20 protein-coding genes are annotated in these 25,411 nt (G+C 70.5%); 8 read left to right on the top strand and 12 right to left on the bottom strand.

The annotated features are described in order from the left end of the window. Window positions 1-24 precede the first annotated feature (24 nt). Both smc and AB0878_RS17110 read right to left on the bottom strand, forming a co-directional pair. Window positions 25-3,636, bottom strand: coding sequence for a chromosome segregation protein SMC (gene smc / locus AB0878_RS17115; protein WP_366580817.1), 3,612 nt, complete (start codon window positions 3,634-3,636; stop codon window positions 25-27). Window positions 3,637-3,825: 189 nt separating this feature from the next. Next, entirely contained in the window at window positions 3,826-4,113 is a 288-nt protein-coding gene (locus AB0878_RS17110; RefSeq protein WP_366580815.1) for an acylphosphatase, read from the bottom strand. A 275-nt stretch (window positions 4,114-4,388) separates the two neighbouring features. On the opposite strand from AB0878_RS17110, the gene AB0878_RS17105 reads away from it, so the two are divergent. Then, entirely contained in the window at window positions 4,389-5,054 is a 666-nt protein-coding gene (locus AB0878_RS17105; protein ID WP_366580813.1) for a hypothetical protein, read from the top strand. A 42-nt stretch (window positions 5,055-5,096) separates the two neighbouring features. On the opposite strand, the gene AB0878_RS17100 is transcribed toward AB0878_RS17105, so the two are convergent. Genes AB0878_RS17100 through kdpF form a run of 6 tightly spaced genes read right to left on the bottom strand, consistent with a single transcriptional unit; the run spans window position 5,097 to window position 12,863 of the window. Then, a complete protein-coding gene (locus AB0878_RS17100; RefSeq protein WP_364065569.1) occupies window positions 5,097-5,795 on the bottom strand; it encodes a response regulator in 699 nt (232 codons plus the stop codon). Further along, the gene (locus tag AB0878_RS17095; protein ID WP_366580811.1) at window positions 5,792-8,386 is read right to left on the bottom strand and encodes a sensor histidine kinase KdpD; all 2,595 of its coding nucleotides are present in this window, start codon (window positions 8,384-8,386) and stop codon (window positions 5,792-5,794) included. Before AB0878_RS17095 ends, AB0878_RS17100 begins: the two co-directional genes overlap by 4 nt. A gap of 4 nt (window positions 8,387-8,390) precedes the next feature. Beyond that, complete coding sequence (locus AB0878_RS17090; RefSeq protein ID WP_366580810.1) at window positions 8,391-9,002, bottom strand: potassium-transporting ATPase subunit C; 612 nt, start codon at window positions 9,000-9,002, stop codon at window positions 8,391-8,393. A gap of 5 nt (window positions 9,003-9,007) precedes the next feature. Then, the gene (gene kdpB, locus AB0878_RS17085) at window positions 9,008-11,104 is read right to left on the bottom strand and encodes a potassium-transporting ATPase subunit KdpB (protein ID WP_366580808.1); all 2,097 of its coding nucleotides are present in this window, start codon (window positions 11,102-11,104) and stop codon (window positions 9,008-9,010) included. Further along, on the bottom strand, window positions 11,101-12,762 hold the full coding sequence (gene kdpA, locus AB0878_RS17080) for a potassium-transporting ATPase subunit KdpA (RefSeq protein WP_366580806.1): 1,662 nt from the start codon (window positions 12,760-12,762) through the stop codon (window positions 11,101-11,103). The genes kdpB and kdpA overlap by 4 nt, the downstream gene beginning before the upstream one ends. Beyond that, on the bottom strand, window positions 12,762-12,863 hold the full coding sequence (gene kdpF / locus AB0878_RS17075) for a K(+)-transporting ATPase subunit F (protein ID WP_326569282.1): 102 nt from the start codon (window positions 12,861-12,863) through the stop codon (window positions 12,762-12,764). Before kdpF ends, kdpA begins: the two co-directional genes overlap by 1 nt. A gap of 431 nt (window positions 12,864-13,294) precedes the next feature. Between kdpF and asnB the strand changes: the two genes are divergently transcribed. Then, window positions 13,295-15,133 carry an asparagine synthase (glutamine-hydrolyzing) gene (gene asnB / locus AB0878_RS17070; RefSeq protein ID WP_366580804.1) on the top strand — a complete coding sequence of 613 codons (1,839 nt, stop codon included), beginning with the start codon at window positions 13,295-13,297 and terminating at the stop codon, window positions 15,131-15,133. A gap of 152 nt (window positions 15,134-15,285) precedes the next feature. Here the strand turns inward: asnB and AB0878_RS17065 are convergent, their stop codons facing one another. Beyond that, the gene (locus AB0878_RS17065; RefSeq protein ID WP_366580802.1) at window positions 15,286-16,263 is read right to left on the bottom strand and encodes an aldo/keto reductase; all 978 of its coding nucleotides are present in this window, start codon (window positions 16,261-16,263) and stop codon (window positions 15,286-15,288) included. A gap of 175 nt (window positions 16,264-16,438) precedes the next feature. Between AB0878_RS17065 and AB0878_RS17060 the strand changes: the two genes are divergently transcribed. Beyond that, window positions 16,439-16,942 (top strand): GNAT family N-acetyltransferase, encoded by a 504-nt coding sequence (locus AB0878_RS17060; RefSeq protein WP_366580800.1) that lies wholly within the window; start codon window positions 16,439-16,441, stop codon window positions 16,940-16,942. Between the two features lie 97 nt (window positions 16,943-17,039). Here AB0878_RS17060 and AB0878_RS17055 read toward each other — a convergent pair whose 3' ends face one another. From AB0878_RS17055 to AB0878_RS17045, 3 genes are read right to left on the bottom strand one after another with little or no spacing between them, the layout of a single operon-like run. Continuing rightward, entirely contained in the window at window positions 17,040-18,041 is a 1,002-nt protein-coding gene (locus AB0878_RS17055; protein ID WP_366580798.1) for a Gfo/Idh/MocA family oxidoreductase, read from the bottom strand. Between the two features lie 33 nt (window positions 18,042-18,074). After that, window positions 18,075-19,559, bottom strand: a complete 1,485-nt coding sequence (locus tag AB0878_RS17050) for a CoA-acylating methylmalonate-semialdehyde dehydrogenase (RefSeq protein WP_366580796.1) — start codon at window positions 19,557-19,559, stop codon at window positions 18,075-18,077. Between the two features lie 10 nt (window positions 19,560-19,569). Next, window positions 19,570-20,568, bottom strand: a complete 999-nt coding sequence (locus AB0878_RS17045) for a LacI family DNA-binding transcriptional regulator (RefSeq protein ID WP_366581112.1) — start codon at window positions 20,566-20,568, stop codon at window positions 19,570-19,572. Between the two features lie 149 nt (window positions 20,569-20,717). Here AB0878_RS17045 and AB0878_RS17040 point away from each other — a divergent pair, with 149 nt between their 5' ends. From AB0878_RS17040 to iolC, 5 genes are read left to right on the top strand one after another with little or no spacing between them, the layout of a single operon-like run. After that, a complete protein-coding gene (locus AB0878_RS17040; RefSeq protein ID WP_366580794.1) occupies window positions 20,718-21,602 on the top strand; it encodes a sugar phosphate isomerase/epimerase in 885 nt (294 codons plus the stop codon). 37 nt (window positions 21,603-21,639) lie between these two features. Further along, complete coding sequence (locus tag AB0878_RS17035) at window positions 21,640-22,671, top strand: substrate-binding domain-containing protein (RefSeq protein WP_366580792.1); 1,032 nt, start codon at window positions 21,640-21,642, stop codon at window positions 22,669-22,671. Continuing rightward, window positions 22,668-23,702, top strand: a complete 1,035-nt coding sequence (locus tag AB0878_RS17030) for an ABC transporter permease (protein WP_366580790.1) — start codon at window positions 22,668-22,670, stop codon at window positions 23,700-23,702. Before AB0878_RS17035 ends, AB0878_RS17030 begins: the two co-directional genes overlap by 4 nt. After that, window positions 23,699-24,481 (top strand): ATP-binding cassette domain-containing protein, encoded by a 783-nt coding sequence (locus tag AB0878_RS17025; protein ID WP_366580788.1) that lies wholly within the window; start codon window positions 23,699-23,701, stop codon window positions 24,479-24,481. The genes AB0878_RS17030 and AB0878_RS17025 overlap by 4 nt, the downstream gene beginning before the upstream one ends. Then, window positions 24,478-25,407 carry a 5-dehydro-2-deoxygluconokinase gene (gene iolC / locus AB0878_RS17020; RefSeq protein ID WP_366580787.1) on the top strand — a complete coding sequence of 310 codons (930 nt, stop codon included), beginning with the start codon at window positions 24,478-24,480 and terminating at the stop codon, window positions 25,405-25,407. Before AB0878_RS17025 ends, iolC begins: the two co-directional genes overlap by 4 nt. Window positions 25,408-25,411: the final 4 nt, after the last annotated feature.

Here is a 25,411-nt window from a genome sequence, read left to right as displayed (position 1 = left end):
AAGCCCCTTTTCGCACGTCCGGAGTCAGCCCGCGGGCACCGGCTCCTCGTCTTCGGCACGCAGGCGCTGCGAGATCACCTTCGTGATGCCATCACCCTGCATGCTCACGCCGTAGAGCGCGTCGGCGATCTCCATGGTCGGCTTCTGGTGGGTGATGATGATCAGCTGCGACGAGTCGCGCAGCTGCTCCAGCAACCCGATCAGCCGGCGCATGTTGGTGTCGTCGAGCGCCGCCTCGACCTCGTCCATCACGTAGAAGGGTGAAGGGCGGGCGCGGAAGATGGCCACGAGCATGCCCACGGCCACCAGCGACTTCTCGCCGCCCGAGAGCAGCGACAGCCGCTTCACCTTCTTGCCCGGCGGGCGCGCCTCGACGTCGACGCCGGTGGCGAGCAGGTCGTTGGGCTCGGTGAGGACCATGCGGCCCTCGCCGCCGGGGAACAGCACGCTGAACACGGTTTCGAACTCGCGCGCCACGTCGGCGTAGGCCGAGGCGAAGACCTCGAGGATCTTCTCGTCGACCTGCCGGATCACGGCTTCGAGGTCCTTGCGCGTGTCCTTGAGGTCCTCGAGCTGGGTCGAGAGGAACTTGTAGCGCTCCTCCAGCGCCGCGAACTCCTCCAGCGCCAGCGGGTTGACCTTGCCCAGCAGCGTCAGGTCCTTCTCCGCGCGCTTGGCGCGGCGGGCTTGCGTGTCGCGGTCGTACGGCATGGGCGGCGGCATGGTCACGTCCTCGCCGCGTTCCTTCGCCGCCTCGTACTCGGCCATCTCGCCGGCGCTCGGCGGCACCGGCACGTCGGGGCCGTACTCCTGGACGAGGTCGGTGAGGCCGATGCCGAAGTCCTCGGCGATCTTGGCCTCGAGCGTCTCCAGCCGCAGCCGCTGCTCGGCCCGCAGCACCTCGTCGCGGTGCACGGCGTCGGTCAGCTTCTCGAGCTCGCCGGACAGCTCGCGGACCTTGGCACGCACCGCGGTGAGCGCGGTCTCGCGGGTCTGGCGCTGCGCCTGGGCTTCGTCGCGTTCGGCGGCCGCGCGCTGCACGGAGTGCTCGATGCGTTCCAGCGCGAGCTCACCGGCGTTGACCACGGCGTTGGCGATCGCGGCGCCCCGCTCGCGCGCCTCGCGGGCCTTGGCCGCGCGTTCCCGGGCCTCTTGCTCGGCACGGGCCGCGCGGCGCAGCGACTCGGCGCGCCCGGCGATGCTGCGCGCCCGCTCCTCGGAGGTGCGCTGCGCCAGCCGCGCCTCCATCTCCTCCTGGCGGACCACGGTCAGCTGTTCCACGGCCTCGTCGCGCTCGGCCGTGTCGGGGTCGTCCTCCACCGGCTGCTCGGCGACGGCGGCGAGCCGTTCCTCCAGCTCGGCCAGCTGCGCGAGCGCCTGCTCGCGGCTCTGCTCGACCTTCGCGCGCTGCCCGGCGAGCCGCTCGACCTCGGCCTGCGCCGAGCGCGCGGCCTGCTGCATCCGGTTCAGCCGCTCCGACGAACGCGCCTTGCGGACCTTCGCGTCGCCGAGGGCGTCCTTGGCCTGGCCGACCTCTTCGCGCCGGGCCTGCTGCTCGGCGCGGGCGCCTTCCAGCTCGGCGGTGTGCCGTTCCAGCGCGCGCTCGGCCGTGCGCAGCCGCTCGCCCGCCTCGTCGACGGCCGCCTGGACCTCGATCACGCTCTCGCGTGCAGCTGAGCCACCGGCGACCCAGCGGGCGCCGAAGACGTCGCCCTCGCGCGTCACCGCCCGCACGTCCGGGTGGCTCGCCACCAGCTGACGCGCGGCGTCGAGGCCGTCGACGAGAGCCAGCTTGTCCAGCGCCTGCTCCACCGCGGGGCGCAGCTGGTCGGGCGCGGTCACGACCTCGCGGGCCCAGCGGGCGCCGTACGGCAGCATCGGCCACGACGATGTGTCCACAGTGGACGCATTGAAGCCGGAGCCGCCGAGGACGATGCCGGCGCGGCCGGAATCGGTGTCCTTCAAGTACTTCAGCGCGGTCAGCGCCTGCTCGCCGCCGGCCACGGCCACGGCGTCGGCCACCGGCCCGAGCGCGGCGGCCAGCGCCACCTCGTGGCCCGGCTCCACCGTGAGCAGCGCGGCGACCGAACCCAGCAGGCCCGGCAGCTCGTGCGACGCGCCCAGCAGCGCGCCGGCGCCGTCCTTGCGCTTGAGGCCCATCGACAGCGCTTCGACGCGCGCCCGCTCCGACGCGATTTCGCGTTCGGCGGAGCGCTCGGCCTTCACCAGCTCTTCGACGCGCGCCTTGGCGGCGTTGTTGGCCTCGACCGCGCGGTCGTGGCGCTGCATCAGGTCGGCGTCGTCGGACTCCTCGACCCCACCCTCGGCCTTGGCCTCTTCGAGCTCGTCGGCCGCGATCTCCGCCCGCTCGGCGGACTCCTGCAGAGACACCGACAGGCGGTCGATCTCGTCGGCGGTGGCGCCGTTCTTGCTGCGCAACGCCTCGACCTGGCCGGTCAGCTTCGCCATGCCCTCGCGGCGGTCGGCGATGGCGCGCACCGCGGCCCAGTGAGCGCGTTCGGCGGCCTGCACGCGCTGTTCGAGGTCCTCGCGCCGCAGCACGGTCTCGGCGAGCAGCTCACGGGCCTCCATCACGGCCTCGTTGAGCTCCTGCTCGCGCTCGGCAACCTGCTCGGCCTCGGCCAGCAGCTCCTCCGGGTCACGTCCGCCCGTCGGGGCCGAGACGTCGGAGGACAGGTGGCGCTGGCGCTCCACGGCCAGGCGCACGGTGCCGCGCAGGCGCTCGGCCAGCGCGGAGAGCTTGTACCAGGTCTCCTGCGCGGTCTGCAGCTTCGGCGCGTCCTCGGCGAGCGAGGCCTCCAGCTCCGTCTCCTCGGCGGCCACGACCTCCAGGGCCTGCTCCACCTCGGTGCGGCGCTGGCGGGCGGTGCGCTCGTCGGCCTCTTCGCGGGCGATGGCGTCGCGCTGGGTCACGAGGTCGTCGGCCAGCAGGCGCAGGCGGGAGTCGCGCAGCTCGGACTGCACCGACTGGGCCTTGCGCGCGATCTCGGCCTGCTTGCCCAGCGGCTTGAGCTGGCGGCGCAGCTCGGTGGTGAGGTCGCCGAGGCGGTCGAGGTTGCCCTGCATGTTGGCGAGCTTGCGCAGGGTCTGTTCCTTGCGCTTGCGGTGCTTGAGGACGCCCGCGGCCTCCTCGATGAAGGCGCGGCGCTCTTCGGGCTTCGACTCGAGGATCGCCGACAGCTGCCCCTGCCCGACGATGACGTGCATCTCGCGGCCGATACCGGAGTCCGACAGCAGTTCCTGCACGTCCATCAGGCGGCAGCGGTCACCGTTGATCTCGTACTCGCTCGCGCCGTCGCGGAACATACGGCGCGTGATGGAGACCTCGGTGTACTCGATCGGCAGCGCGCCGTCGGCGTTGTCGATGGTGAGCGTGACCTCGGCGCGGCCCAGCGGGGCGCGGCCCGCGGTGCCGGCGAAGATGACGTCTTCCATCTTGCCGCCGCGCAGGTCCTTCGCGCCCTGGGTGCCCATGACCCAGCGCAGCGCGTCGAGAACGTTGGACTTGCCCGAACCGTTGGGCCCGACCACGCACGTGATCCCGGGTTCGAACCGCAGCGTGGTGGCCGAGGCGAAGGACTTGAAACCCTTCAGCGTCAAGCTTTTCAGGTGCACGTGGTGCTGACCCTTCCGGCCGCGAGTACTGGCTCTACAGTCCGCCAAGGCTACCTGGGCACCCGCCGTGATCGCGGGAGGCCGCCTTCTCCCGGCGCGCCTAGCACAGAACGCAGCGCACCGGCAACCCCTTGTGTCCCACCCGTCACAGCGGTCACCCGGGCGGCGCAATGCCCCCGGCGCTGCCGGTCAGCGCTCGACGAACCCCGTCAGACCGCCCTTCGCCGGGCTCCAGCGCTCGACGACGTGATCCACACTTCCGGGTGATTCTCCCGACTTCAGGGTGGCCAACAACCGCTCACAGTGGTCTCGACCACCCTCCGCTACCACCTCGACACGCCCGTCGGGCAAGTTGCGCGCGAAGCCGACCAGGCCGAGTTCCAGCGCACGGCTCCGGGTCCACCAGCGGAAACCGACCCCCTGCACTCGCCCGTGGACCCACGCCGAAAGCCGGATGTGTGTTTCTTCCTCACTCACGCGTCCATCCTGCCCCACGCCACCCGCTGCGGACAGTGACGGGGCAGGCCCCGTACCTGCGCGAATGGGTCACAGGCGGTGATAATCTCCCGGCCGGGGTCCGCGTCCGGCACCCCGATCCCCCGAACCACTCCGGGGAGCCGGACCGAACCGCGCCACGACTTCCGACGTCGGGATGTGGTGCCCGAAAGCCAGGGGCACCGGCGACGCCGAGGGACGGCGTCGTCCTGACTGCCCCGACCTGTACAGCGATGAACCGCATGTAAGGAGCCTGCATGTCCCGTCCCGACGGGCCGGATCCGAGCTCACGCATCTCCGTCGCACCACCGAAGGCCGCGAGCGGCCTGATGAACCGGGCCGGCTACGCCATCCTCGGCGTCAGCGGGCTCGTGGTCGCCACGGCCTTCGCCGCGGTCGCCGAACTGGCCGGCCCGGGCAGCACCACCGCCACGTCCACCACCGTCCCCGGCGGCGGCCAGGGCACCCTGCCGGGCAGCTCGCAGGTCGTGCCGGGCAACGCCGTGCCGGGCGCCCCGATGACCGTGACCGGCGAGCCGACCCCGGGCGACCCGACCTCGGTCCCCTCGACCCCGACGACCGTGGTCTCCACGGGCTCCGACGGCGTGCCGACCACCACGGTGGTCATCCCGCCGCCGAACAACCCGCCAGGTCAGCCTGGCAACCCGGGGCAGCACCCCACCGGCGGCAACACAGTGAGCCCGACAACGACGCCGCGCAGCGACCCGCCGCCGTCGACGCCGACCACTCCGACGTCGCCGACGAAGCCGAGCGACCCGACCACACCCACCGATCCGTCCAACCCGCCGTCCAGCAGCAGCGGTGGCGGCGGTTCGAGCAGCAGCGGTGAGCCGCCGAGCTCGCCGCCGGTCTCGTCCTCCACGGACGTTCGCACGACCGACCCGACCGGCCCCACCAGCTGACAACACGACGATGGCCGCCCCGCGGGGCGGCCATCGTCGTGTTCAGACCTCGAAGCGGTAGCCCATCCCGGGTTCCGTCAGCAGGTGCCGCGGGCGGGAGGGCTCCGGCTCGAGCTTGCGCCGCAGCTGTGCCAGGTACACGCGCAGGTAGTGCGACTCCGTCTCGTACGACGGTCCCCACACCTCGTGCAGCAGCTGCTTCTGCGCCACCAGCCGGCCGCGGTTGCGCACCAGCAGCTCCAGCACGCCCCACTCGGTCTTGGTCAGGTGCACCTCGCGCCCGTCGCGGCGGACCTTCTTCGCCGCCAGGTCGATCGTGAAGGAACCGGTGTCCACCACGGCTTCCGCGCCGTCGGAGCCGGCCACAGTGGAGCGTCGCACGGCAGCCCGCAGCCGGGCGAGCAGCTCGTCCATGCCGAACGGTTTGGTCACGTAGTCGTCGGCGCCCGCGTCGAGCGCCTGGACCTTGTCGGCGGAGTCGCCGCGCGCGGAGAGCACGATGATCGGCACCGTGGTCCAGCCGCGCAGGCCGGCGATCACCTCGGTGCCGTCGAGGTCGGGCAGCCCGAGGTCGAGCACCACCACGTCGGGTTTCGTCTCGGCCACGGCCTTGAGCGCCGCGGTGCCGTCGTGCGCCGTGATCACCTTGTACCCGCGGGCGTTGAGGTTGATCCGCAGCGCGCGCACGATCTGCGGTTCGTCGTCGACCACCAGCACGGTGGCCGCCTTGTCGGGACTCACGTGCCCACTCCCTCCACCGCCTCGTCGGCGACTGAGCCGGCGGCCTCGTCGATCTTGAGGAGGTCCTTGTCCGGATTCTGCCCGGTGTAGGCGGGCAACGAGATCACCACGGTGAGACCGCCGCCCGGCGTGTCCTCGGCCCGGATGCTGCCGCCCATGGCCTCGATGAAGCCCTTCGCGACCGACAGCCCCAACCCCACGCCGGGGGTCGAGTCGCGGTCGCCGCCGAGCCGCTGGAACGGCGCGAACGCCGAGTCCGCCGTGCCTTTCCGCAGACCGCGGCCGTGGTCCACGATCCGCAGCTCCACGTACTCGGAGTGCGCGCTCGCCCGCGCCGACACCACGCCGCCGCCGTGGCGCAGGGCGTTGTCGAGGACGTTGGCGATCACCCGTTCGAGCAAGCCGGGGTCGGCCAGCACCGAAGGCAGGCTCATGTCCACGCCCACCTTCACGTCGCGCGAATTGTCCACGTTGGACAGTGCGTGGGCCACCACCTCGTCGTAGCCCACCGGCCGCAGGTGCGGCGTGACCGCGCCGGTGGCCAGGCGGGAGGAATCGAGCAGGTTGTCGATGAGCCCGGCGAGCCGGTCGGCCGAGAGCTCGATGGCCTCCAGCAGCTCGCCCGTGTCCTCCTCGGACAGGGACAGGTCGGGCGCGCGCAGGCTGCCGATCGCCGCCTTGATGGACGTCAACGGCGTGCGCAGGTCGTGGCCGACAGCCGAGAGCAGCGTGGTTCGCAGCTCCGTCGCCTCGGCCTTGCGCTCGGCCTCCGCCGCGGCCGCGGCCATCCGCTGCTGGCGCAGGGCGAGCAGCGCCTGCCCCGCCACGGCTTCCAGCACCCGCCGGTTGGCCGCGGGCAGCGCCCGGCCGCGCAGGGTCAGGTGGACGTCGGCGGTCACCGCGATGTCCACATCGGCTTCGTCCGGGTCGGCGCACGGGAACTGCCCGGCGATCGCGACCTTGTGCCACGCGCCGTTCTTCTTCTCCAGCAACGTCACCGACGTCAGGCCGAAGTTCTCCCGCACCTTCTCCAGCAACCGCTCGATCGGGTTCGGGTTGGTCAGCACCGTTCGTGCGTACGACGCCAGCAGCGCCGCTTCCGTGCGCGCCCGCGCGGCCTGGCTGCCGCGCCGGGCCGCCGAGGCGACGACGAGGGCCACCAGCACGGCGACCACGATCATCGCCACGAGCGTGACCACGTTCTGCGGACTGTGCACGTTGAGCGTGTAAAGCGGTGGCGTGAAGAAGAAGTTGAGCAGGCCCGCGCCGAACACGGCCGCGACCACCGCCGGGCCGAGGCCGCCGACGAGCGCGACGATCACCGTCGCGAGCACGTAGAGGATCACATCGGTGGAGAACTCGACAGTGTCGCGCAGCAGCACGCCCAGCCCGGTCGCGAGGATCGGCAGCGCCAGGCTCAGCAGCCAGCCCAGCACGAGCCGCGACGGCGCCAGCGGGCTCGCGCCGAGCCGCGCCCGCAGCCGGCCGCCGGCGTAGGAGTGCGTGACCATGTGCACGTCGATCGAGCCGGACTGCTGCACCACGGCCGCGCCGATGCCCTCGTCGAACAGCCGCGCCACGCGCGACCGGCGCGACGTGCCGATCACGAGCTGCGTGGCGTTGACCCCGCGTGCGAAGTCCAGCAACGCGGTGGGCACGTCGTCGCCGACGACCGCGTGGAACGTGGCCCCGACCTCCTCGGCCAGCGTGCGGCTGCGCGCCATGGCCGTGGGGCTGAGGCCGGACAGACCGTCGCCGCGCAGGATGTGCACCACCTGCAGCTCCGCGCCCGCGCGCGTGGCGATGCGGCTCGCGCGCCGGATGAGCGTCTCGCTCTCGGGTCCGCCGGTGATGGACACGACGACGCGTTCGCGCGCCTCCCACGTGTCGGTGATCTTCTGCTCGGCGCGGTAGCGCTGCAGAGCGACGTCGACCTGGTCGGCGACCCACAGCAGCGCCAGCTCGCGCAGCGCGGTGAGGTTGCCGGGGCGGAAGTAGTTGCCCAGCGCGGCGTCGATGCGCTCGGCCGGGTAGACGTTGCCGTGCGCGAGCCGGCGCCGCAGGGCCTCCGGCGTGATGTCCACGAGCTCCAGCTGCTCGGCCTTGCGCACGACCTCGTCGGGCACGGTCTCCTGCTGCGTGACGCCGGTGATGCGCTCGACGACGTCGTTGAGGCTCTGCAGGTGCTGCACGTTGACCGTGGACAGCACGTCGATCCCCGACTCGAGCAGTTCCTCGACGTCCTGCCAGCGCTTGTCGTTGCGCGCGCCGGGCACGTTGGTGTGCGCCAGCTCGTCGATGACGACGACCTCGGGCGCGCGCTTCAGGATCGCTTCGAGGTCCATCTCGGCGAACTCGTGCCCGCGGTGGCTGACCGTGCGCCGCGGCACGATCTCGAGGCCGTCGAGCAGGTCGGCGGTCTTCTGCCGGCCGTGGGTCTCCACGAGGCCCACCACGACGTCGGTGCCGCGTTCCAGCCGGCGGCGCGCCTCGCCCAGCATCGCGAAGGTCTTGCCCACGCCCGGAGCCGCGCCGAGGTAGATCCGCAGTTCTCCTCGGCGCGGCTTCGGGGTCGTACTCGGTGTGCTCACGTTGTCAGTGTGCTCCCGGCGCGGCGGAATGCACGGCCAAGTTGAGCAGCAGCACGTTCACGCCCGGCACACCGATGCCGGCACCGGAGGTGTTCGCCTCGACCAGCTGGCGCACCTTGTCCTCGCTCAGCCCCGTGTTCATCGCGACGCGCGGGATCTGCAGATCGGCGTAGGCGACGCTGATCGACGGGTCCAGGCCGGAACCGGAAGCGGTCACGGCGTCGGCCGGCACCTGGGCCGGGGCGACGTTCTCCCGCTTCGCGATGGCGTCCTTGCGTTCGGTGATGGTCTTCACGAGGTCCTCGTTGAACGGGCCCTTGTTCGACGCGCCCGAGGCGGACGGGTCGCCGGGGCCGAGCGCGTCCTTCGAGCCGGCCGACGGCCGGTTGTGGAACCAGGGGTCGTGCGCGGGGTCGGCCGGCACCGGGTCGATGCCGATGAGGGACGACCCGACGGCCTGCCCGTTCTGCGTGACGACCGATCCCTCGGCGTTGCCCTGCAGACCGGGGATCCGGCCGATCGTCCAGACGGCCAGCGGATAGACGATGCCGAGGATGATCGTCAGTGCGATCAGAACGCGCAGACCCGCCCAGGTCTGCTTGACCAGTGTGTTCATCTGATTCACCCGATTCCAGGGATGTGCCGCACGATCAGGTCGATGATCCAGATCCCGAGGAACGGGCTCACGATGCCGCCGAGGCCGTAGATGAGCAGGTTCCGGCGCAGCAGCGCGGAAGCCGACGAGGGCTTGTAGCGCACGCCGCGCAGGGCGAGCGGGATCAGGAACACGATGATCAGCGCGTTGAAGATGACGGCCGAGAGGATGGCCGACTGCGGGGTCGCCAGGTGCATGATGTTCAGCGCGCCCAGCTGGGCGAAGATGCTCGTGAACATCGCGGGCAGGATGGCGAAGTACTTCGCGAGGTCGTTGGCGACGCTGAACGTGGTGAGCGCACCGCGCGTGATGAGCAGCTGCTTGCCGATCTCCACGATCTCGATGAGCTTGGTCGGGTTCGAGTCGAGGTCGACCATGTTGCCGGCCTCTTTCGCGGCCGACGTGCCCGTGTTCATCGCGACACCGACGTCCGACTGCGCCAGCGCGGGAGCGTCGTTCGTGCCGTCACCCGTCATCGCGACGAGCCGCCCGCCCTCCTGCTCCTTCTTGATGAGCGCCATCTTGTCCTCGGGCTTGGCCTCGGCGAGGTAGTCGTCGACGCCCGCGTCCTCGGCGATGGCCTTGGCGGTGAGCGGGTTGTCACCCGTGATCATCACCGTCTTGATGCCCATCGAGCGCAGTTCCTGGAAGCGCTCCTTCATGCCCGGCTTGACCACGTCGGACAGCCGGATCACGCCGCGCACGAACGCCCGCCCGCCGGCCGACTCCGCGACCACCAGCGGCGTGCCGCCCTGCTGGCTGATCTCGTCGACGATCCGCTCGGTCTCGTCCGGCATCTCGCCGCCGCGCTCGCGCACCCACTGGCGCACGGCCGAGGTGGCGCCCTTGCGGACCTCGCGGTCGCCGAGGTCGACACCGCTCATCCGCGTCTGCGCCGTGAAGGGCACGAACTCGGCGAGCTTCTCGTCGTCGCCGGCCTTCTCGGGCAGGCCGTGGTTCGCCGCGATCAGCTCGATGATGCTGCGGCCCTCGGGCGTGCCGTCGGCGAGGCTGGACAGCCGGGCCGCGCGGGCCAGGTCGTCCATGGTGGATCCGCCGACGGGGATCAGCTCGGTCGCCTTGCGGTTGCCGAAGGTGATCGTGCCCGTCTTGTCGAGCAGCAGCGTCGAGACGTCGCCCGCGGCTTCCACCGCGCGTCCGGAGGTGGCCAGCACGTTGCGCTGCACCAGCCGGTCCATGCCCGCGATGCCGATGGCGCTCAGCAGCGCGCCGATCGTGGTCGGGATGAGACAGACCAGCAGGGCGGTCAGCACGATCACCGACTGCTCGGCGCCCGAGTACCCGGCCATCGGCTGCAGCGCCACCACGGCGAGCACGAAGATGATCGTGAGTGTGGAGAGCAGGATCGTCAGCGCGATCTCGTTGGGCGTCTTCTGCCGGGAAGCGCCTTCCACCAACGCGATCATGCGGTCCACGAAGGACTCACCGGGCTTGGTCGTGATCTTCACGACGATCCGGTCGGACAGCACCGTGGTGCCACCCGTCACGGCCGAGCGGTCGCCGCCCGATTCGCGGATGACCGGGGCCGACTCGCCCGTGATGGCCGACTCGTCGACGGTCGCGATGCCTTCGACGACGTCACCGTCACCGGGGATGATCTGGCCGGCCTCGACGACCACCAGGTCGCCGACCCGCAGGTCGACACCGGGCACGCTCTCCTCGGAACCGTCCTCGGTGAGCCGGCGCGCGATCGTTTCCTTCTTGGACTTGCGCAGCGACTCGGCCTGCGCCTTGCCTCGCCCTTCGGCGACTGCCTCGGCCAGGTTCGCGAACAGCACCGTGAGCCACAGCCAGATCGCGACCAGGATCGCGAACACGCTCGGGTCGACGATCGCGAACACCGTGGTGAGGACCGAACCGACCCACACCACGAACATTACGGGGTTCTTCAGCTGGTGCTTCGGGTTGAGCTTGCGCAGCGCCTCGGGCATCGAGAGCCAGAGCTGACGCGCGTTGAACGCGCCGGCCCCGACCCGGCCCGCGTTCTCCGCGTGGTGCTGCTGGTCCTCGAGGGGACTTCGAGGGGTTTCGGTGACGGTCATGCCAACGCCTCCGCGATGGGCCCGAGCGCGAGCGCCGGGACGAAAGTGAGAGCCGCGACGAGCACGATGGTGCCGGCGAGCATCGTGCCGAACAGCGGTCCGGTGGTGGGCAAGGTGCCCGCGGTCTCGGGGACCTTCTTCTGCTGGGCGAGCGAACCGGCCAGGCAGAGCACGGCGATGATCGGGATGAACCGGCCGAGCAGCATCGCGACGCCGAACGACGACTGGAACCAGTCGCTCGTGGCGGTCAGGCCGCCGAACGCGCTGCCGTTGTTGTTGGCGGTCGACGCGTACCCGTAGAGGATCTCCGACAGGCCATGCGCCCCCGGGTTGCCGAGCGCGCTCTGCGTGGACGGCAGGGCCAGCGAGATCCCGGCGCCGACGAGCACCAGGGTCGGCATCGCGAGCATCGAGATCGCGGCGGCCGTGACCTCACGCTTGCCGAGCTTCTTGCCCAGGTACTCCGGAGTGCGCCCGACCATCAGGCCCGCGAGGAACATCGCGATCACGGCCATCACGAGGATGCCGTAGAGGCCCGTGCCGACGCCGCCCGGCGAGATCTCGCCGAAGAGCATGTTCAGCAACGTGCCGCCACCGCCGAGACCCGAGAGGCTGTCGTGGGCGCCGTTGATCGCGCCGGTGGACGTACCCGTTGTCGTATCGGCGAAGATCGACGTGAGACTCAGCCCGAAGCGTTGTTCCTTGCCCTCCATGTTGGCGCCCGCGGCCAGCGCGGCGGGGCTGTTGGTGAGGGACTCGGAGCTCCAGATCAAGGCCAGCATCGCGCCCCAGATCGCGCCCATGACCGACAGCAGGACGTAGCCCTGCTTCTTGTTGCCGACGAGCTTGCCGAAGGTGCGGGTGAGGCTGACCGGGATCACGAGGATCAGGAACATCTCGATCAGGTTGGTCCACGCGTTCGGGTTCTCGAACGGGTGCGCGGAGTTCGCGTTGAGGATCCCGCCGCCGTTGGTGCCGAGCTCCTTGATCGTCTCCTGGCTCGCGGCGGGCGCCAGCGCGATGGTGCTCTGGCTGCCGTCGGGGTTCGTCACCGCGACGCCGGAGTGCAGGCTCTGCACCACGCCGAGCCCGATGAGCACGATGGCGAAGACGAACGCCATCGGCAGCAGCACGCGGATCGAGCCGCGGACCAGGTCCACCCAGAAGTTGCCGAGACGGTTGGTCTTCGAGCGGATGAACCCGCGCGTCACCGCGATCGCGACGGCGAGGCCGACGGCCGCCGACACGAAGTTCTGCACGGTGAGGCCGGCCATCTGGACGAAGTGGCCCATCGTCGTCTCGGGGACGTAGGACTGCCAGTTCGTGTTCGCCACGAAGCTCGCCGCCGTGTTGAACGCGACCGAGGGCGACACGGGGCCGCGGCCGAAGTTCCACGGCAGCACCGCCTGCAGGCGTTGCAGCAGGTACAGCAGGATGACCGACGCGAACGAGAACCCGAGCACCCCGGACGCGTACGTCTTCCAGTGCTGTTCGGAGTCCGGGTTCACGCGGACGACCTTGTAGAAGACCTTTTCGACCCGCCAGTGCTTCTCGCTCGAGAAGACCCGGGCCATGTAGTCGCCGAGCGGCTTGTAGACCACCGCGAGGGCGACCAGCAGTAGACCGACCTGCACGAGGCCGGCGCCGACATCACTCATCAGAACTTCTCCGGCCTCACCAGTGCGATGAACAGGTAGATGATCAGACCCAGCGCCAGCAGTCCGCCGACGATGTTGGCCACGGTGCCGGCGCCGCTCACAGCTTCTCCATCCCGCGCAGCGTCAGGGCTAGGACCACAAACACGCCGATCGTCAGCAAGACGTACAACAAGTCGGCCACAAGGCACCTCTCAAGACAGGTCACCCGGGGCGGGTGACCGTTGGACGACCGCAACTGTGCGGTCGTAGCGCTCCGTGATGGAGACGGTCTGACGCCTCCTTGACGCGGCCTCCTGGGCCATTTACGCGTTCTTGACGCCGGGTGACCCCCACCACCGCCGTTCGCCTGGTACCTCGTGGCGTTCGGTCGATCTTGACCGGTGACGCCAAGTAGTTGGTGAGTGACTCACACCACAATAAGTAGTGGATCTACGACGGAGCGTGCAATTCGGGCAGACATGCCCCACCCGGCTGTGTTACACCAGTGTTTCGAATAGTTGTATTACCTAAGCAAAATCACGGAGGCACGCGGATGTGCGGAATCGCCGGCTGGGTTTCCTACGACTCTGACCTGTCGCAACGGCAGGAGATCGTCGACGCGATGACGGAGACGATGGCGTGCCGCGGCCCGGACGACCGTGGCACGTGGGTGCGCCGCAACGTCGCGCTCGGGCACCGCAGGCTCGCGATCATCGACCTGCCGGGCGGCCGCCAGCCCATGAGCGTGCGCACGCCCAACGGCGAGATCTCCATGGTCTACAGCGGCGAGGCCTACAACTTCACCGAACTTCGTGAAGAACTCACGAAGCTCGGGCACACGTGGGAGACCGACAGCGACACCGAGGTCGTGCTCCACGGGTACCTGCAGTGGGGCGACCAGGTCGTCGACCACCTGAACGGCATGTACGCGTTCGCGATCTGGGACGAGCGCGACCAGAAGCTCGTGATGATCCGCGACCGCATGGGGATCAAGCCGTTCTACTACTACCCGACTCGCGATGGCGTGCTGTTCGGCTCGGAGCCCAAGGCGATCCTGGCCAACCCGCTGGCGAAGCGCGTGGTCGACAGCGACGGGCTGCGCGAGCTGATGGCGTTCACCAAGCGCCCCGGCTGGTCGCTGTGGAAGGGCATGGCCGAGGTCGAGCCGGGCACCGTCGTCACGGTGTCGAAGGACGGCATCCGCACCCGCACCTACTGGAAGCTCGACGCGAAGCAGCACACCGACGACCAGGAGACCACCGTCGCGCGCGTGCGCGAGCTGATGACCGACATCGTCAACCGCCAGCTCGTGGCCGACGTGCCGCGCTGCGTGCTGCTCTCGGGCGGGCTCGACTCCAGCGCCGTCACGGGTCTCGCGGCCGCGCGCCTGGCCGAGCAGGGTGAGCAGCTGCGCACGTTCTCGGTCGACTTCACGGGCCAGGAGGAGAACTTCAAGCCCGACGAGATGCGCGACACCCCGGACTCGCCGTTCATCCGCGACGTCGCGAAGCTCGTCGGCTCGGCGCACCAGGACGTGGTGCTCAACCCGGGCGAGCTGTCCGACCCGGAGGTGCGCCGCACCGTGCTGCGGGCGCGCGACATCCCGGCCGGCCTCGGCGACATGGACACGTCGCTGTACCTGCTGTTCAAGGCGATCCGCGGCGAGTCAACGGTGGCCCTGTCGGGCGAGTCGGCCGACGAGGTGTTCGGCGGCTACCGCTGGTTCCACGACGAGTCGGTGCACGCCGACACGTTCCCGTGGCTGGCGTTCCGCTCGGGCCTGATGACGGAGCGCGAAGCGTTGCTGCGCCCCGACGTCGCCACGCACCTGAGCCTCGGCGACTACGTGGCCGACCAGTACCGCACCGCCGTGGACAAGGTCGAGCACCTCGACGGCGAGTCGGAGCAGGAGGCGCGCATGCGCACCATCTGCAACCTCCACCTCAGCCGCTTCGTGCGCATGCTGCTCGACCGCAAGGACCGCGCGTCGATGGCCGTGGGCCTGGAGGTGCGCGTGCCGTTCTGCGACCACCGGCTCGTGGAGTACGTCTACAACACGCCGTGGTCGCTCAAGACCTTCGACGGCCGCGAGAAGAGCCTCCTGCGCCACGCGACCAAGCACGTCCTGCCGGACTCGGTGCGCGACCGCGTGAAGAGCCCGTATCCGTCCACCCAGGACCCCGGCTACCCCGCCGCGCTGCAGCAGCAGGTGAAGGAAGTCCTGGCGGAGCACGACAACCCGGTGTTCCAGCTCGTGAGCCGCGAGTGGCTCACGAAGGTGTCCGAAGTGGACCCGGTGTCGATCGAGCAGACGCAGCGGGTCGGGATGGACCGGGCGCTGGACCTGTACCACTGGTTCGACATGTACTCGCCGGAACTGCAGCTGGACTGAGGCGTCGTCGATGCCGGCTGCCGTCACCCGCTTCTTGCGCAACAGCGGCGCGCCGGGGTCGACGATCGCCCGCTCGTTCTTCCGGGCCCAGGCCGCCGCGGATCAACGGCATCGGCGTCAGTCATCTGACGCCGATGCCGTTCGGCCAGAGCTCAGAAGCCCGCCGGAACGTGCGGCACGTAGTGCTCCTCCAGCCGCGCCATCTCCTTCTCCGTCAGGCCCAGCTCCACGGCCGCCACGGCGTCCGCGACGTGCCCGGGCTTCGTCGCACCGAAGATCGGCGCCGTGACGGCCGGCTTGTGCAGCATCCAAGCCAAGGCGACCTGCGCGCGGGAAACACCGCGATCGGCAGCGATCTCCGCCACCGCGGAAGAAACCCGGCGGTCGGCTTCCTCCGCCTGCGAGTAGAGCTTCTCCGCGAACCGGTCGTTTTCGCTGCGCTTCGTCGATTCGTCCCAATCGCGCGTCAGCCGCCCGCGGGCCAGCGGGCTCCACGGCAGCACGCCGACGCCCTGGTCGAAGCAGAACGGGTGCATCTCGCGCTCTTCCTCGCGCTGGATGAGGTTGTACTGGTCCTGCATGGAGACGAAGCGGGTCCAGCCGCCGAGGTCGGCGACGTACTGGGCCTGCGCGAACTGCCACGCCCACATCGACGAGGCGCCGAGGTAGCGGACCTTGCCGGCGCGCACGAGGTCGTGCAGGGCCTCCATGGTTTCCTCGATCGGGGTGTTCTCGTCGTAGCGGTGGATCTGGTACAGGTCCACGTAATCCGTGCCGAGGCGGCGCAGGCTGGCGTCGATCTGGGTCATGATGGCGCCGCGCGAGAGGCCGGCGCCGTTGGGGCCGGGGCCCATGCGGTTGAAGACCTTGGTGGCGATCACGATCTCGTCGCGCCGGGTGAACTCGCCGAGGAGCTTGCCGGTGATCTCTTCGCTGGAGCCGTCGGAATAGGTGTTGGCGGTGTCGAACGTGGTGATGCCCGCTTCCACCGCCTCACGGAAGAACGGGCGCGAATCGTCGAGACCGAGGGACCACTCGTGGCGGCCGCGATCCGGCACGCCGTAGCTCATGCAGCCGAGGATCACCCTTGAGACCTGCAGGCCGGTCGAGCCCAGCCGGACGTATTCCATCGAAGGCCGCTCCTGTTCTCATCCAAGACATCGAACGCCGACCACCCTAGCGACGCCCCGCGACGCCGTGGAGTCTTTCCACACTGGACAGTCGTCACGTTGCTCGTTGACGGCAACGTTGGTAAGCCGTATTACCAGGTCGCGCGCCCAAGATCCTCGTGCCAAGCTTTCCGGCGTGACCGGAGCCTCCGAATCCGAGATCGTGCTGACCCCCCTCGACGAGCCGGCCCTGCACCGGCTGCTCGAGGCCGCGGTCGCCGACGCCGACCCCCTCGAGGTGATGCCTCCGGTGGAGGGCCCGCCGGGCTGGACGCCCGAGCGGCGCGAGGCGTTTCTCGCGTTCCACCGGCGCCGCTGCCTCGACCCGGACACCGCGATCGAAACCACGTGGCTCGTCGAGGTCGACGGCCGCGCGGCCGGTGCGGCGCGCCTGCAGCCCGTGCACGGGCCCACGGCCGTCGAGGTCGAGGCCGGCGTGTGGCTGGGCCGCTCGGTGCGCGGGCTCGGCATCGGCAAGCGCGTGACGGAAGTGCTGCTCGAAGCCGCGCGCGACGGTGGCGCGGCGAGGTTCATCGCCTCGACCACCGTGGACAACGCCGCCGCCCGCCGCCTGCTCACCGGCGCCGGCGCAGACCTCGACGTGCACGGCGCCGACGTGGACGCCCGCCTCGACCTCTGACCGGCCGACCCGGCAAGACGAGCCGTGGCCCGCCTCCCGGATGCGACGGACTTGCCGCGGACTGACCCGTCCAGAGCGGTCCTGCGGCAAGCGTGACCTACCGCCGAACCTCGCTCACCTGCACCGGACGCCCTTCCCGCCGCGACAGTTCGCAAGCCTCCGCGATGTAGAACGCCTCCAGCGCGTCGCCCACGCCCGCGGGGCTGGGCGCCCGGCCGGCGGCGACGTCCAGGAAGGCCGCGAGCTCGGCGGCGTAGGCCGGGCGGAAGCGTTCCATGAAGCCGGGGTAGGCGGGGCCCGGCAGAGGGGCCACGCCGGGCTCCACGGAGTGCAGTGGTGCGCGGTCGTCGAGGCCCACCACGACGCCTGAGCGCGAGCCGAGGGCTTCGAGGCGCACGTCGTAGCCCGCGCCGTTGTAGCGGGTCAGCGAAACGGTGGCGAGGGTGCCGTCGTCGAGGGTCAGGAGGACCGCGGCGGTGTCGACGTCGCCGGCGTCGACGAAGAACTGCTCGCCGCGGTTGGCGCCCAGTGCGAAGACCTGGACGACCTCGCGGCCGGTGACCCAGCGGACGATGTCGAAGTCGTGCACGCCGCAGTCGCGGAAGAGACCACCGGAGTGGGGGACGTAGGCAGCGGGCGGGGGTTCCGGGTCCAGGGTGGTGGCGCGGACGGTGTGGAGCCAGCCGAGCGAGCCATCCAGCACAGCAGCGCGCGCGGCCCGGTAGCCGGCGTCGAAGCGGCGTTGGAAGCCGATCTGGACGGGCACCGGCGAGCCCGCGATGTGGTCGATGACCGCCAGGGTCCCGGTGATGTCGGCGGCCACCGGCTTTTCGCAGAACACCGGCAGGCCCGCGTCGACGGCCTTCATGATCAGGCCGGGGTGGGCGTCGGTGGCCGCGGTGACGACGAGGGCGTCCAAACCGGAAGAGAACAGCTCGGAGATCCCGGAAGCGGCCTCGACGCCGAGTTTCGCTGCCGCGGCCTGGGCTCGTGCGGTGTCGACGTCGGCGACGACCACCGAGGAGACCTCGTCGAAGCCCTTGAGCGTTTCGGCGTGGGCGGTGCCGATCCGGCCGGTGCCCGCCAGTCCCAACCTCATCGTGGAAGCCTCCTGCTCGTGGTCGAGAACGAATCAGTGCGTGGGAAAACCGAGGTCGACGCCGTGGGGCTGCCGCGGCCAGCGTGAGGTCACGGCTTTCGTGCGGGTGTAGAAGCGCACGCCCTCGGCGCCGTGCACGTGCGTGTCGCCGAAGAGCGAGTCCTTCCAGCCGCCGAAGGAGTAGTAGGCCATCGGCACGGGGATGGGCACGTTGATGCCGACCATCCCGACGGTCACCCGGCGCTCGAACTCGCGCGCGGCCAGCCCGTCGGTGGTGAAGACGGCGGTACCGTTGCCGTACGGGTTGGCGTTGACCAGCTCAAGCGCCGCCTCGAACGTCTCCGCGCGCACCACCGACAGCACCGGGCCGAAGATCTCGTCGGTGTACACGGTCATGTCCGGCGTCACGTGGTCGAGCAGCGTCGGGCCGACCCAGAAGCCGTCTTCCCGCGCCGCGAGACCACGGCCGTCGACGACCACCGAAGCGCCCGCCTGTTCACCGGCGTCCACATAGGACACGATCCGGTCCCGCGCGGCAGCGGTGACGACCGGACCCATCTGCGACGAAGCGTCGACCCCAGGTCCCGTGACAAGAGAACGGGTCCGGGAAGCGATGGCCGAGACCAGCTCATCGGCCGTGTCCCCCACGGCGACGACCACCGAGATCGCCATGCACCGCTCCCCCGCGCTGCCGTACCCGGCGGACACAGCGGCGTCGGCGGCACCGTCGACGTCGGCATCCGGCAGCACGACCATGTGGTTCTTCGCGCCACCCAGCGCCTGCACGCGTTTGCCCGCCGCCGTCGCGGTCTCGTACACGTGCCGCGCGATCGGCGTCGAGCCCACGAAGGACACGCCGGCGACGTCCGGATGCGTCAGCAGCGAGTTCACCGCCTCGGCGTCACCCTGCACCACGTTGAGCACACCCGGCGGCAACCCGGCCTCGGAGAACAGCTCCGCGAGCCGCACCGACGCCGACGGATCGCGATCCGAAGGCTTGAGCACGAACGTGTTCCCGCACGCGATCGCCACCGGGAACATCCACATCGGCACCATCACCGGGAAGTTGAACGGCGTGATCCCGGCGACCACGCCCAGCGGCTGACGCAGTGAATACGCGTCGATCCCGCGCGAAACCTGCTCGGAGTGCTCACCCTTGAGGACCTGTGCGATGCCGCACGCGAACTCCACGACCTCCAGCCCGCGCTGCACCTCACCCGCCGCGTCGGAGAGCACTTTGCCGTGCTCGGCGGTGATCAGCGCGGCCAGCTCGTCGCGATGGGCGTCCACCAGCTGGCGGAACGCGAACATGATCTTCGTGCGCTGCGCCAGCGAGCTCTCGGCCCAGTCTCGCGAAGCCTTCAGCGCCGACGCCACCGCAGTGTCCACATCGGATGAATCGGCGAGCACGACCTGCCGCGCCACCTCGCCGGTGGCCGGCTGGAAGACTTCGCCACGACGGGTCGAGACGCCGGCCGTGCGGGCGCCGTCGATCCAGTGCCGGACGAGTTCGGTCACGAGAGAGCTCCTAGCGAACGGCGGTGGTCGAGCGGACCACCAGCGAGGGGTGCAACAGGTGCCGGACCGGCGTCGTGCGCTCGCCGCGCACGCGCTCCAGCAGCGCTTCGAACGCCAGCCGGCCCATCTCGGTGCGCGGCTGGTCCACAGTGGTCAGTGAGACGTGCCGCAGCGAAGCCAGCGACGTGTTGTCGTAGCCGACCACGGACACGTCACCGGGAACGCGAAACCCGTTGTCCTCCAGCGCGGAGATCGCGCCCACGGCGTTGAAGTCGTTACCGGCCACCAATGCGGTCGGCACCTCGGCCCGGTCGTACGTGCTCAGCAGCTCCAGCACCGCCTTCTCGCCCGCGGTGTCCGTGTGCTCGCTGCGCACCACGATCGGCTCCAGCCCGTGCGCCGTCATCGCCCGCCGGAACCCCCGGCGACGTGCTGCGGCACCGGCCGCTCCCCCGCCGTCGAGGTGCGCGATCCGGCGATGCCCCAGGCCCACGAGGTGTTCGACGGCGAGCGCCGACCCCGCCTCACCGTCGTCGTTCACCGTGTCCACCCCGGCCGCGCGCGAAGTCCGCGACACGAGCACCACCGGGCATTGGCGCGCCGCCGCCTCGATCGCCGACGCGGGCACCACCGGCGACAGCAGGATCAGCCCTGCCGGCCGGAAGGACAGCAAGCTGCGCAACGCGGCGCTCTCCCGCGAGGGCACGCGGCCACCGGTGTTGAGGATGAGATCGAACCCGGCCGCCTGCGCCGCCGCGTCGAGACCCTCGACCACGTCGGCGAAAAACGCGTTGCGCAGGTCGTTCACCATCACGCCGAGCACGGTCGACGTGCGGCTCGCGAGCGAGCGGGCCATCACGTGCGGCGAGTAGCCCAGCTCGTCGGCCGCCTTCAGCACGGCTTCGCGGCGCAGCGCCGAAACATTGGGCGCGCCCCGCATCACGAGGGACACGAGTGCCCGGGAAACCCCCGCCCGCGCGGCGACGTCCTCCATGGTGGGCTTCACGATTCGCTTGCCTCTCCGCCGGAACCGGCCGGAAACCGGCCCTTGACTCGGGTGTGGCCGACGCTACAAGCTTAGAGCGCTCTAATCAATAGAGCGCTCCAACGCGCACCGAACGGGCCAACGCCAAGGGTCACCGCACGGAGAGGGTTCCCATGACCGCCACCATCCGCATCGCCGCCGCACCGATCTCCTGGGGGGTGTGCGAAGTGCCGGGCTGGGGCCGGGTCCTCGACGCGCCGACCGTGCTCGGGGAGATGGCGGAGCTCGGCATCACCGCCACCGAGCTCGGCCCGCCCGGGTACCTCCCGCGCGACCCGGCCGAGCTGAAGAAGCTCCTCGGCGGTCACGGTCTCAACCTCATCGGCGGATTCCTCGCGGTGGTGCTGCACGAGAACCCGGAGGCCGCCCTCGCCGAAGCCGAGGACTCCGCCGCGCTCTTCGCCGCGTGCGGAGCCGAGGTGCTCGTGCTCGCCGCCGCGACCGGCCTCGACGGCTACGACGAACGGCCCGCCCTCACCGACTCCGAGTGGGCCACCCTGATCACCACCGCCGGCCGCATCCGCGACGTCGCGGCCGGCCACGGCCTCAAGACCGTGCTGCACCCCCACGTCGGCACCCACGCCGAGACGCAGGCCGAGGTCGAACGGTTCCTCACCGACTCCGACCTGCCGCTGTGCCTCGACACCGGGCACCTGCTGATCGGCGGCACCGATCCCGTCGAGCTGGCGCGGCGGTACCCGGACCGGATCGGGCACCTGCACCTCAAGGACGTGCGCGGTGAGCTGGCCGAAGCCGTCCGCAAGGGCACCGTCGGGTACACCCAGGCCGTGGGCAAAGGTCTGTACGTCCCGCTGGGTGAGGGTGACGTGGACATCGAAGCCATGGTTCGCTTCGTGCACGAAGCGGGCTACGACGGCTGGTACGTGCTGGAGCAGGACACGGCGCTCGACGAGCGCAGCCCCGTGGACCTGCCGAAGCGGGACGTGGCGGCGAGCCTGGCCTGCCTCGGGGCGATCGTCGGCCGCCTGGCCGGCTGAGAAGACAACGAGGAAGACGAAGCGAGGAGAGACGACGATGTCCCATCGCTTGAGGCGCACGGTTTCGAGGCACACGGTGCCGAAACCGCGCTCGAGGGCCGCCCGGGTAGTGGCGGGGCTGCTGGCCACCGGCCTGCTGCTCTCGGCGTGCACCGGGCCCGCGGCCGAGCCGAAGGCCACGGCCCCCGCCGCGGCGCCGGTGGAGTCCGGACCGCTCAAGGTCGCCGTGATCACCCACGGCACCGCGGGCGACGCGTTCTGGAACGTGGTCAAGAACGGCGCCGAGCAGGCGGGCAAGGACCTGGGTGTGCAGGTCGAGTACGCCTCCGACGGTGACCCGGGCGCGCAGGCCAAGCTGATCGACAACGCCGTCGCCCAGCAGATCGGGGGCCTGGTCGTCTCGATGGCCAACCCCGAGGCCCTGCAGCCCTCGATCGAGGCGGCGGTGCGCGCCGGGATCCCGGTGATCACCATCAACTCCGGCGAGGACAAGAGCGCGGCGTACGGCGCGCTCACCCACGTCGGCCAGAACGAGTCCATCGCGGGCCAGGAAGCCGGGAAGAAGTTCAAGGACCTCGGCAAGAAGAAGCTGCTCTGCGTGATCCACGAGGCCGGCAACGTCGGCCAGGCGCAACGCTGCGACGGCGCGAAGAGCGGCTTCGGCGGCGACGTGCAGACGCTGCAGGTGGACATCTCCAACCCCACCGACGCCGAGTCGCGCATCCGCGGTGCCGTGCAGACCGACCCGTCGATCGACGCGGTGCTGACCCTGAACTCGCAGGTCGCCGCCCGCGCCGTGAGCGCGATCAAGTCGGTGGGCTCGCAGGCGCAGGTCGGCACGTTCGACCTGAACTCCGACGTGGTGGCCGCCATCAAGTCGGGTGACGTGCTCTTCGCCGTCGACCAGCAGCAGTACGAGCAGGGTTACCTCCCGGTCATGTTCCTCAAGCTCTACCGCGACAACGCGAACATCGTCGGCGGCGGCAAGCCGGTGCTCACCGGCCCCGACCTGGTCGACAAATCCACTGTGGACAAGGTCGGCCAGTACGTGCAAAGGGGCACCCGATGACCACCACCACGCTCGACGAACGGCTCGTGAAGCCGACGCTCATGGACCGGCTGGTGGTCCGGCCGGAGATCGGCGCCCTGCTCGGCGCCGCTGTCGTCTTCCTCTTCTTCTCCCTCGTCACCGAAAAGTTCTTCAGCGCCAGCGGCGCCGCGACCTGGCTCGACGACGCGGCGACGCTCGGCATCATGGCCGTGGCCGTCTCGCTGCTCATGATCGGCGGCGAGTTCGACCTCTCGGCCGGTGTGATGACGGCGTCGACCTCGCTGGTCACCGCCATCCTCGCGACCGAGGTGGGCTGGAACGTGTGGCTCGCCCTCCTGGCCTCGCTGGTGTTCGCGCTCGTCGTGGGCGCGTTCAACGGCTGGCTCGTGATGAAAACGGGCCTGCCGAGCTTCATCGTCACGCTCGGCACGTTCCTCGCGTTGCAGGGCCTCAACCTCGGCGTGACGCGGCTGGTCACCGGCACCGTGCAGGTCTCGGGCATGCGCTCGACCGACGGTTACGCGTCGGCCGGATTCGTGTTCGCCTCGACGGTGAACATCGGGGGCACGCCGTTCCAGATCTCCATCGTGTGGTGGATCGGCGTCACGGCGGTCGCCGCGTGGCTGCTGTCGCGCACGCGGTTCGGCAACTGGATCTTCGCCGTCGGCGGCTCGGCGGCCAGCTCGCGCGCGGTCGGCGTGCCGGTGGTGCGCACGAAGATCCTGCTGTTCATGGGCACGGCGCTGGCCGCGTGGCTCGTCGGCTCGATCAACATCCTGCGGTTCGCGAGCGTGCAGGCCAACCAGGGCATCGGGCTGGAGTTCCAGTACATCATCGCCGCGGTGATCGGCGGCTGCCTGCTCACCGGTGGCTACGGCTCGGCCGTGGGCGCCGCGATCGGCGCCCTCATCTTCGGCATGGCGCGCCAGGGCATCGTGTTCGCCGGCTGGGACAGCGACTGGTTCATGCTGTTCCTCGGGATCATGCTGCTGGCCGCGGTCCTGGTCAACAACGCCTTCCGGCGACGCGCGGAAAGGGTCCGGCGATGAACGCTCCCCTGATCGAGGTCAAGGACGTCGGCAAGATGTACGGCAGCGTCGTGGCGCTCCGGGATGTGTCCACTGTGGTCAACGCCGGTGAGGTCACCTGCGTGCTCGGCGACAACGGCGCCGGCAAGTCCACGCTGATCAAGATCCTCGCCGGCGTGCACCAGCACGACCGCGGCGAGTTCCTGGTCGAGGGCGAGCCCGTGCGGTTCACCTCGCCGCGCGAGGCGCTGGACCGCGGCATCGCCACGGTGTACCAGGACCTCGCCGTGGTGCCGCTGATGAGCGTGTGGCGCAACTTCTTCCTCGGCTCCGAGCCGACGGTAGGCGTCGGGCCGTTCCGCATGCTCGACCGGAAGAAGGGCCGCGAGACCACCAAGAAGGCGCTCGCGAACATGGGCATCGACCTGCGCGACGTCGAGCAGCCCGTGGGCACCCTCTCCGGCGGTGAACGCCAGTGCGTGGCCATCGCGCGGGCCGTGCACTTCGGCGCGAAGGTGCTGATCCTCGACGAGCCCACCGCGGCGCTCGGCGTGAAGCAGGCCGGTGTGGTGCTCAAGTACGTGGCACAGGCGCGCGACCGCGGCCTCGGCGTCGTGCTGATCACCCACAACCCGCACCACGCCTACCCGGTGGCCGACCGGTTCCTGCTGCTCAAGCGAGGTGCCGCGCTCGGGTCGTACAAGAAGTCCGAGATCGACATCGCGGAGCTCACGCGGCAGATGGCGGGTGGTGCCGAGCTGGAGGCCCTGGAACACGAGCTGCGCGCGGTGGAGACGTGAGTCTCGAAGCGCTGACCATCGGCCGGGTCGGGGTGGACCTCTACCCCGAGCAGAGCGGCGTGCCGCTGGCCGAGGTCGCCACGTTCGCCAAGTCGCTCGGCGGCACCGCGACCAACGTCGCGGTCGCCGCCGCGCGGCTCGGCCGCCGCACCGCCGTGCTCACGAAGGTGGGGCCCGACGGGTTCGGCGACTACGTGCGCCAGGCGCTCACGGGCTTCGGTGTCTCACCCGAGCACGTGGGCACGTCGCCGGAGCTGCAGACGCCGGTCGTGTTCTGCGAGCTGAACCCGCCGGCCGACCCGCCGCTGCTGTTCTACCGCTCCCCCATCGCGCCCGACCTCACGCTGACCGACGCCGACGTGCCGTGGGATGTCGTGCGCGAAGTGCCGCTGCTGTGGGTCACGGGCACGGGCGTGTCCACGGAGCCGGCGCGCACGACGCAGCGCAAGATCCTCGAAGCCCGCGGGCGGCGCCGGCACACCGTCGTCGACCTCGACTACCGGCCGATGTTCTGGCCGGACGTCGAGACCGCGCGCGAGGAGATCGGCTGGATGCTCGACCACGTGACGGTCGCCGTCGGCAACCGCGCGGAGGTCGAGGTGGCCGTGGGCACGGCGGACCCGGAAGAGGCCGCCGACCGGATGCTGGGGCGCGGCGTGCGCCTCGCGGTGATCAAGAAGGGTGCGGAAGGCGTGCTCGTCGCGACCCCGGAAGGCCGCGCGACGGTGAAGCCGCAGCGCGTCGAGGTGGTGTGCGGCCTCGGCGCGGGCGACGGCTTCGGCGGTGCCCTCGTGCACGGGCTGCTGTCGGGCTGGGAACCGGTGCGCCTCGCGGAGTACGCGAACGCGGCCGGCGCGCTGGTCGCGGCGCGGCTCGCGTGCGCCGACGCGATGCCGACCGCCGCGGAGATCGAGGAGCTGTTGTGACACT

Source organism: Amycolatopsis sp. NPDC047767, from assembly GCF_040704195.1.
GTDB lineage: Bacteria > Actinomycetota > Actinomycetes > Mycobacteriales > Pseudonocardiaceae > Amycolatopsis.
This window is presented reverse-complemented; position numbering and strand designations above follow the sequence as displayed.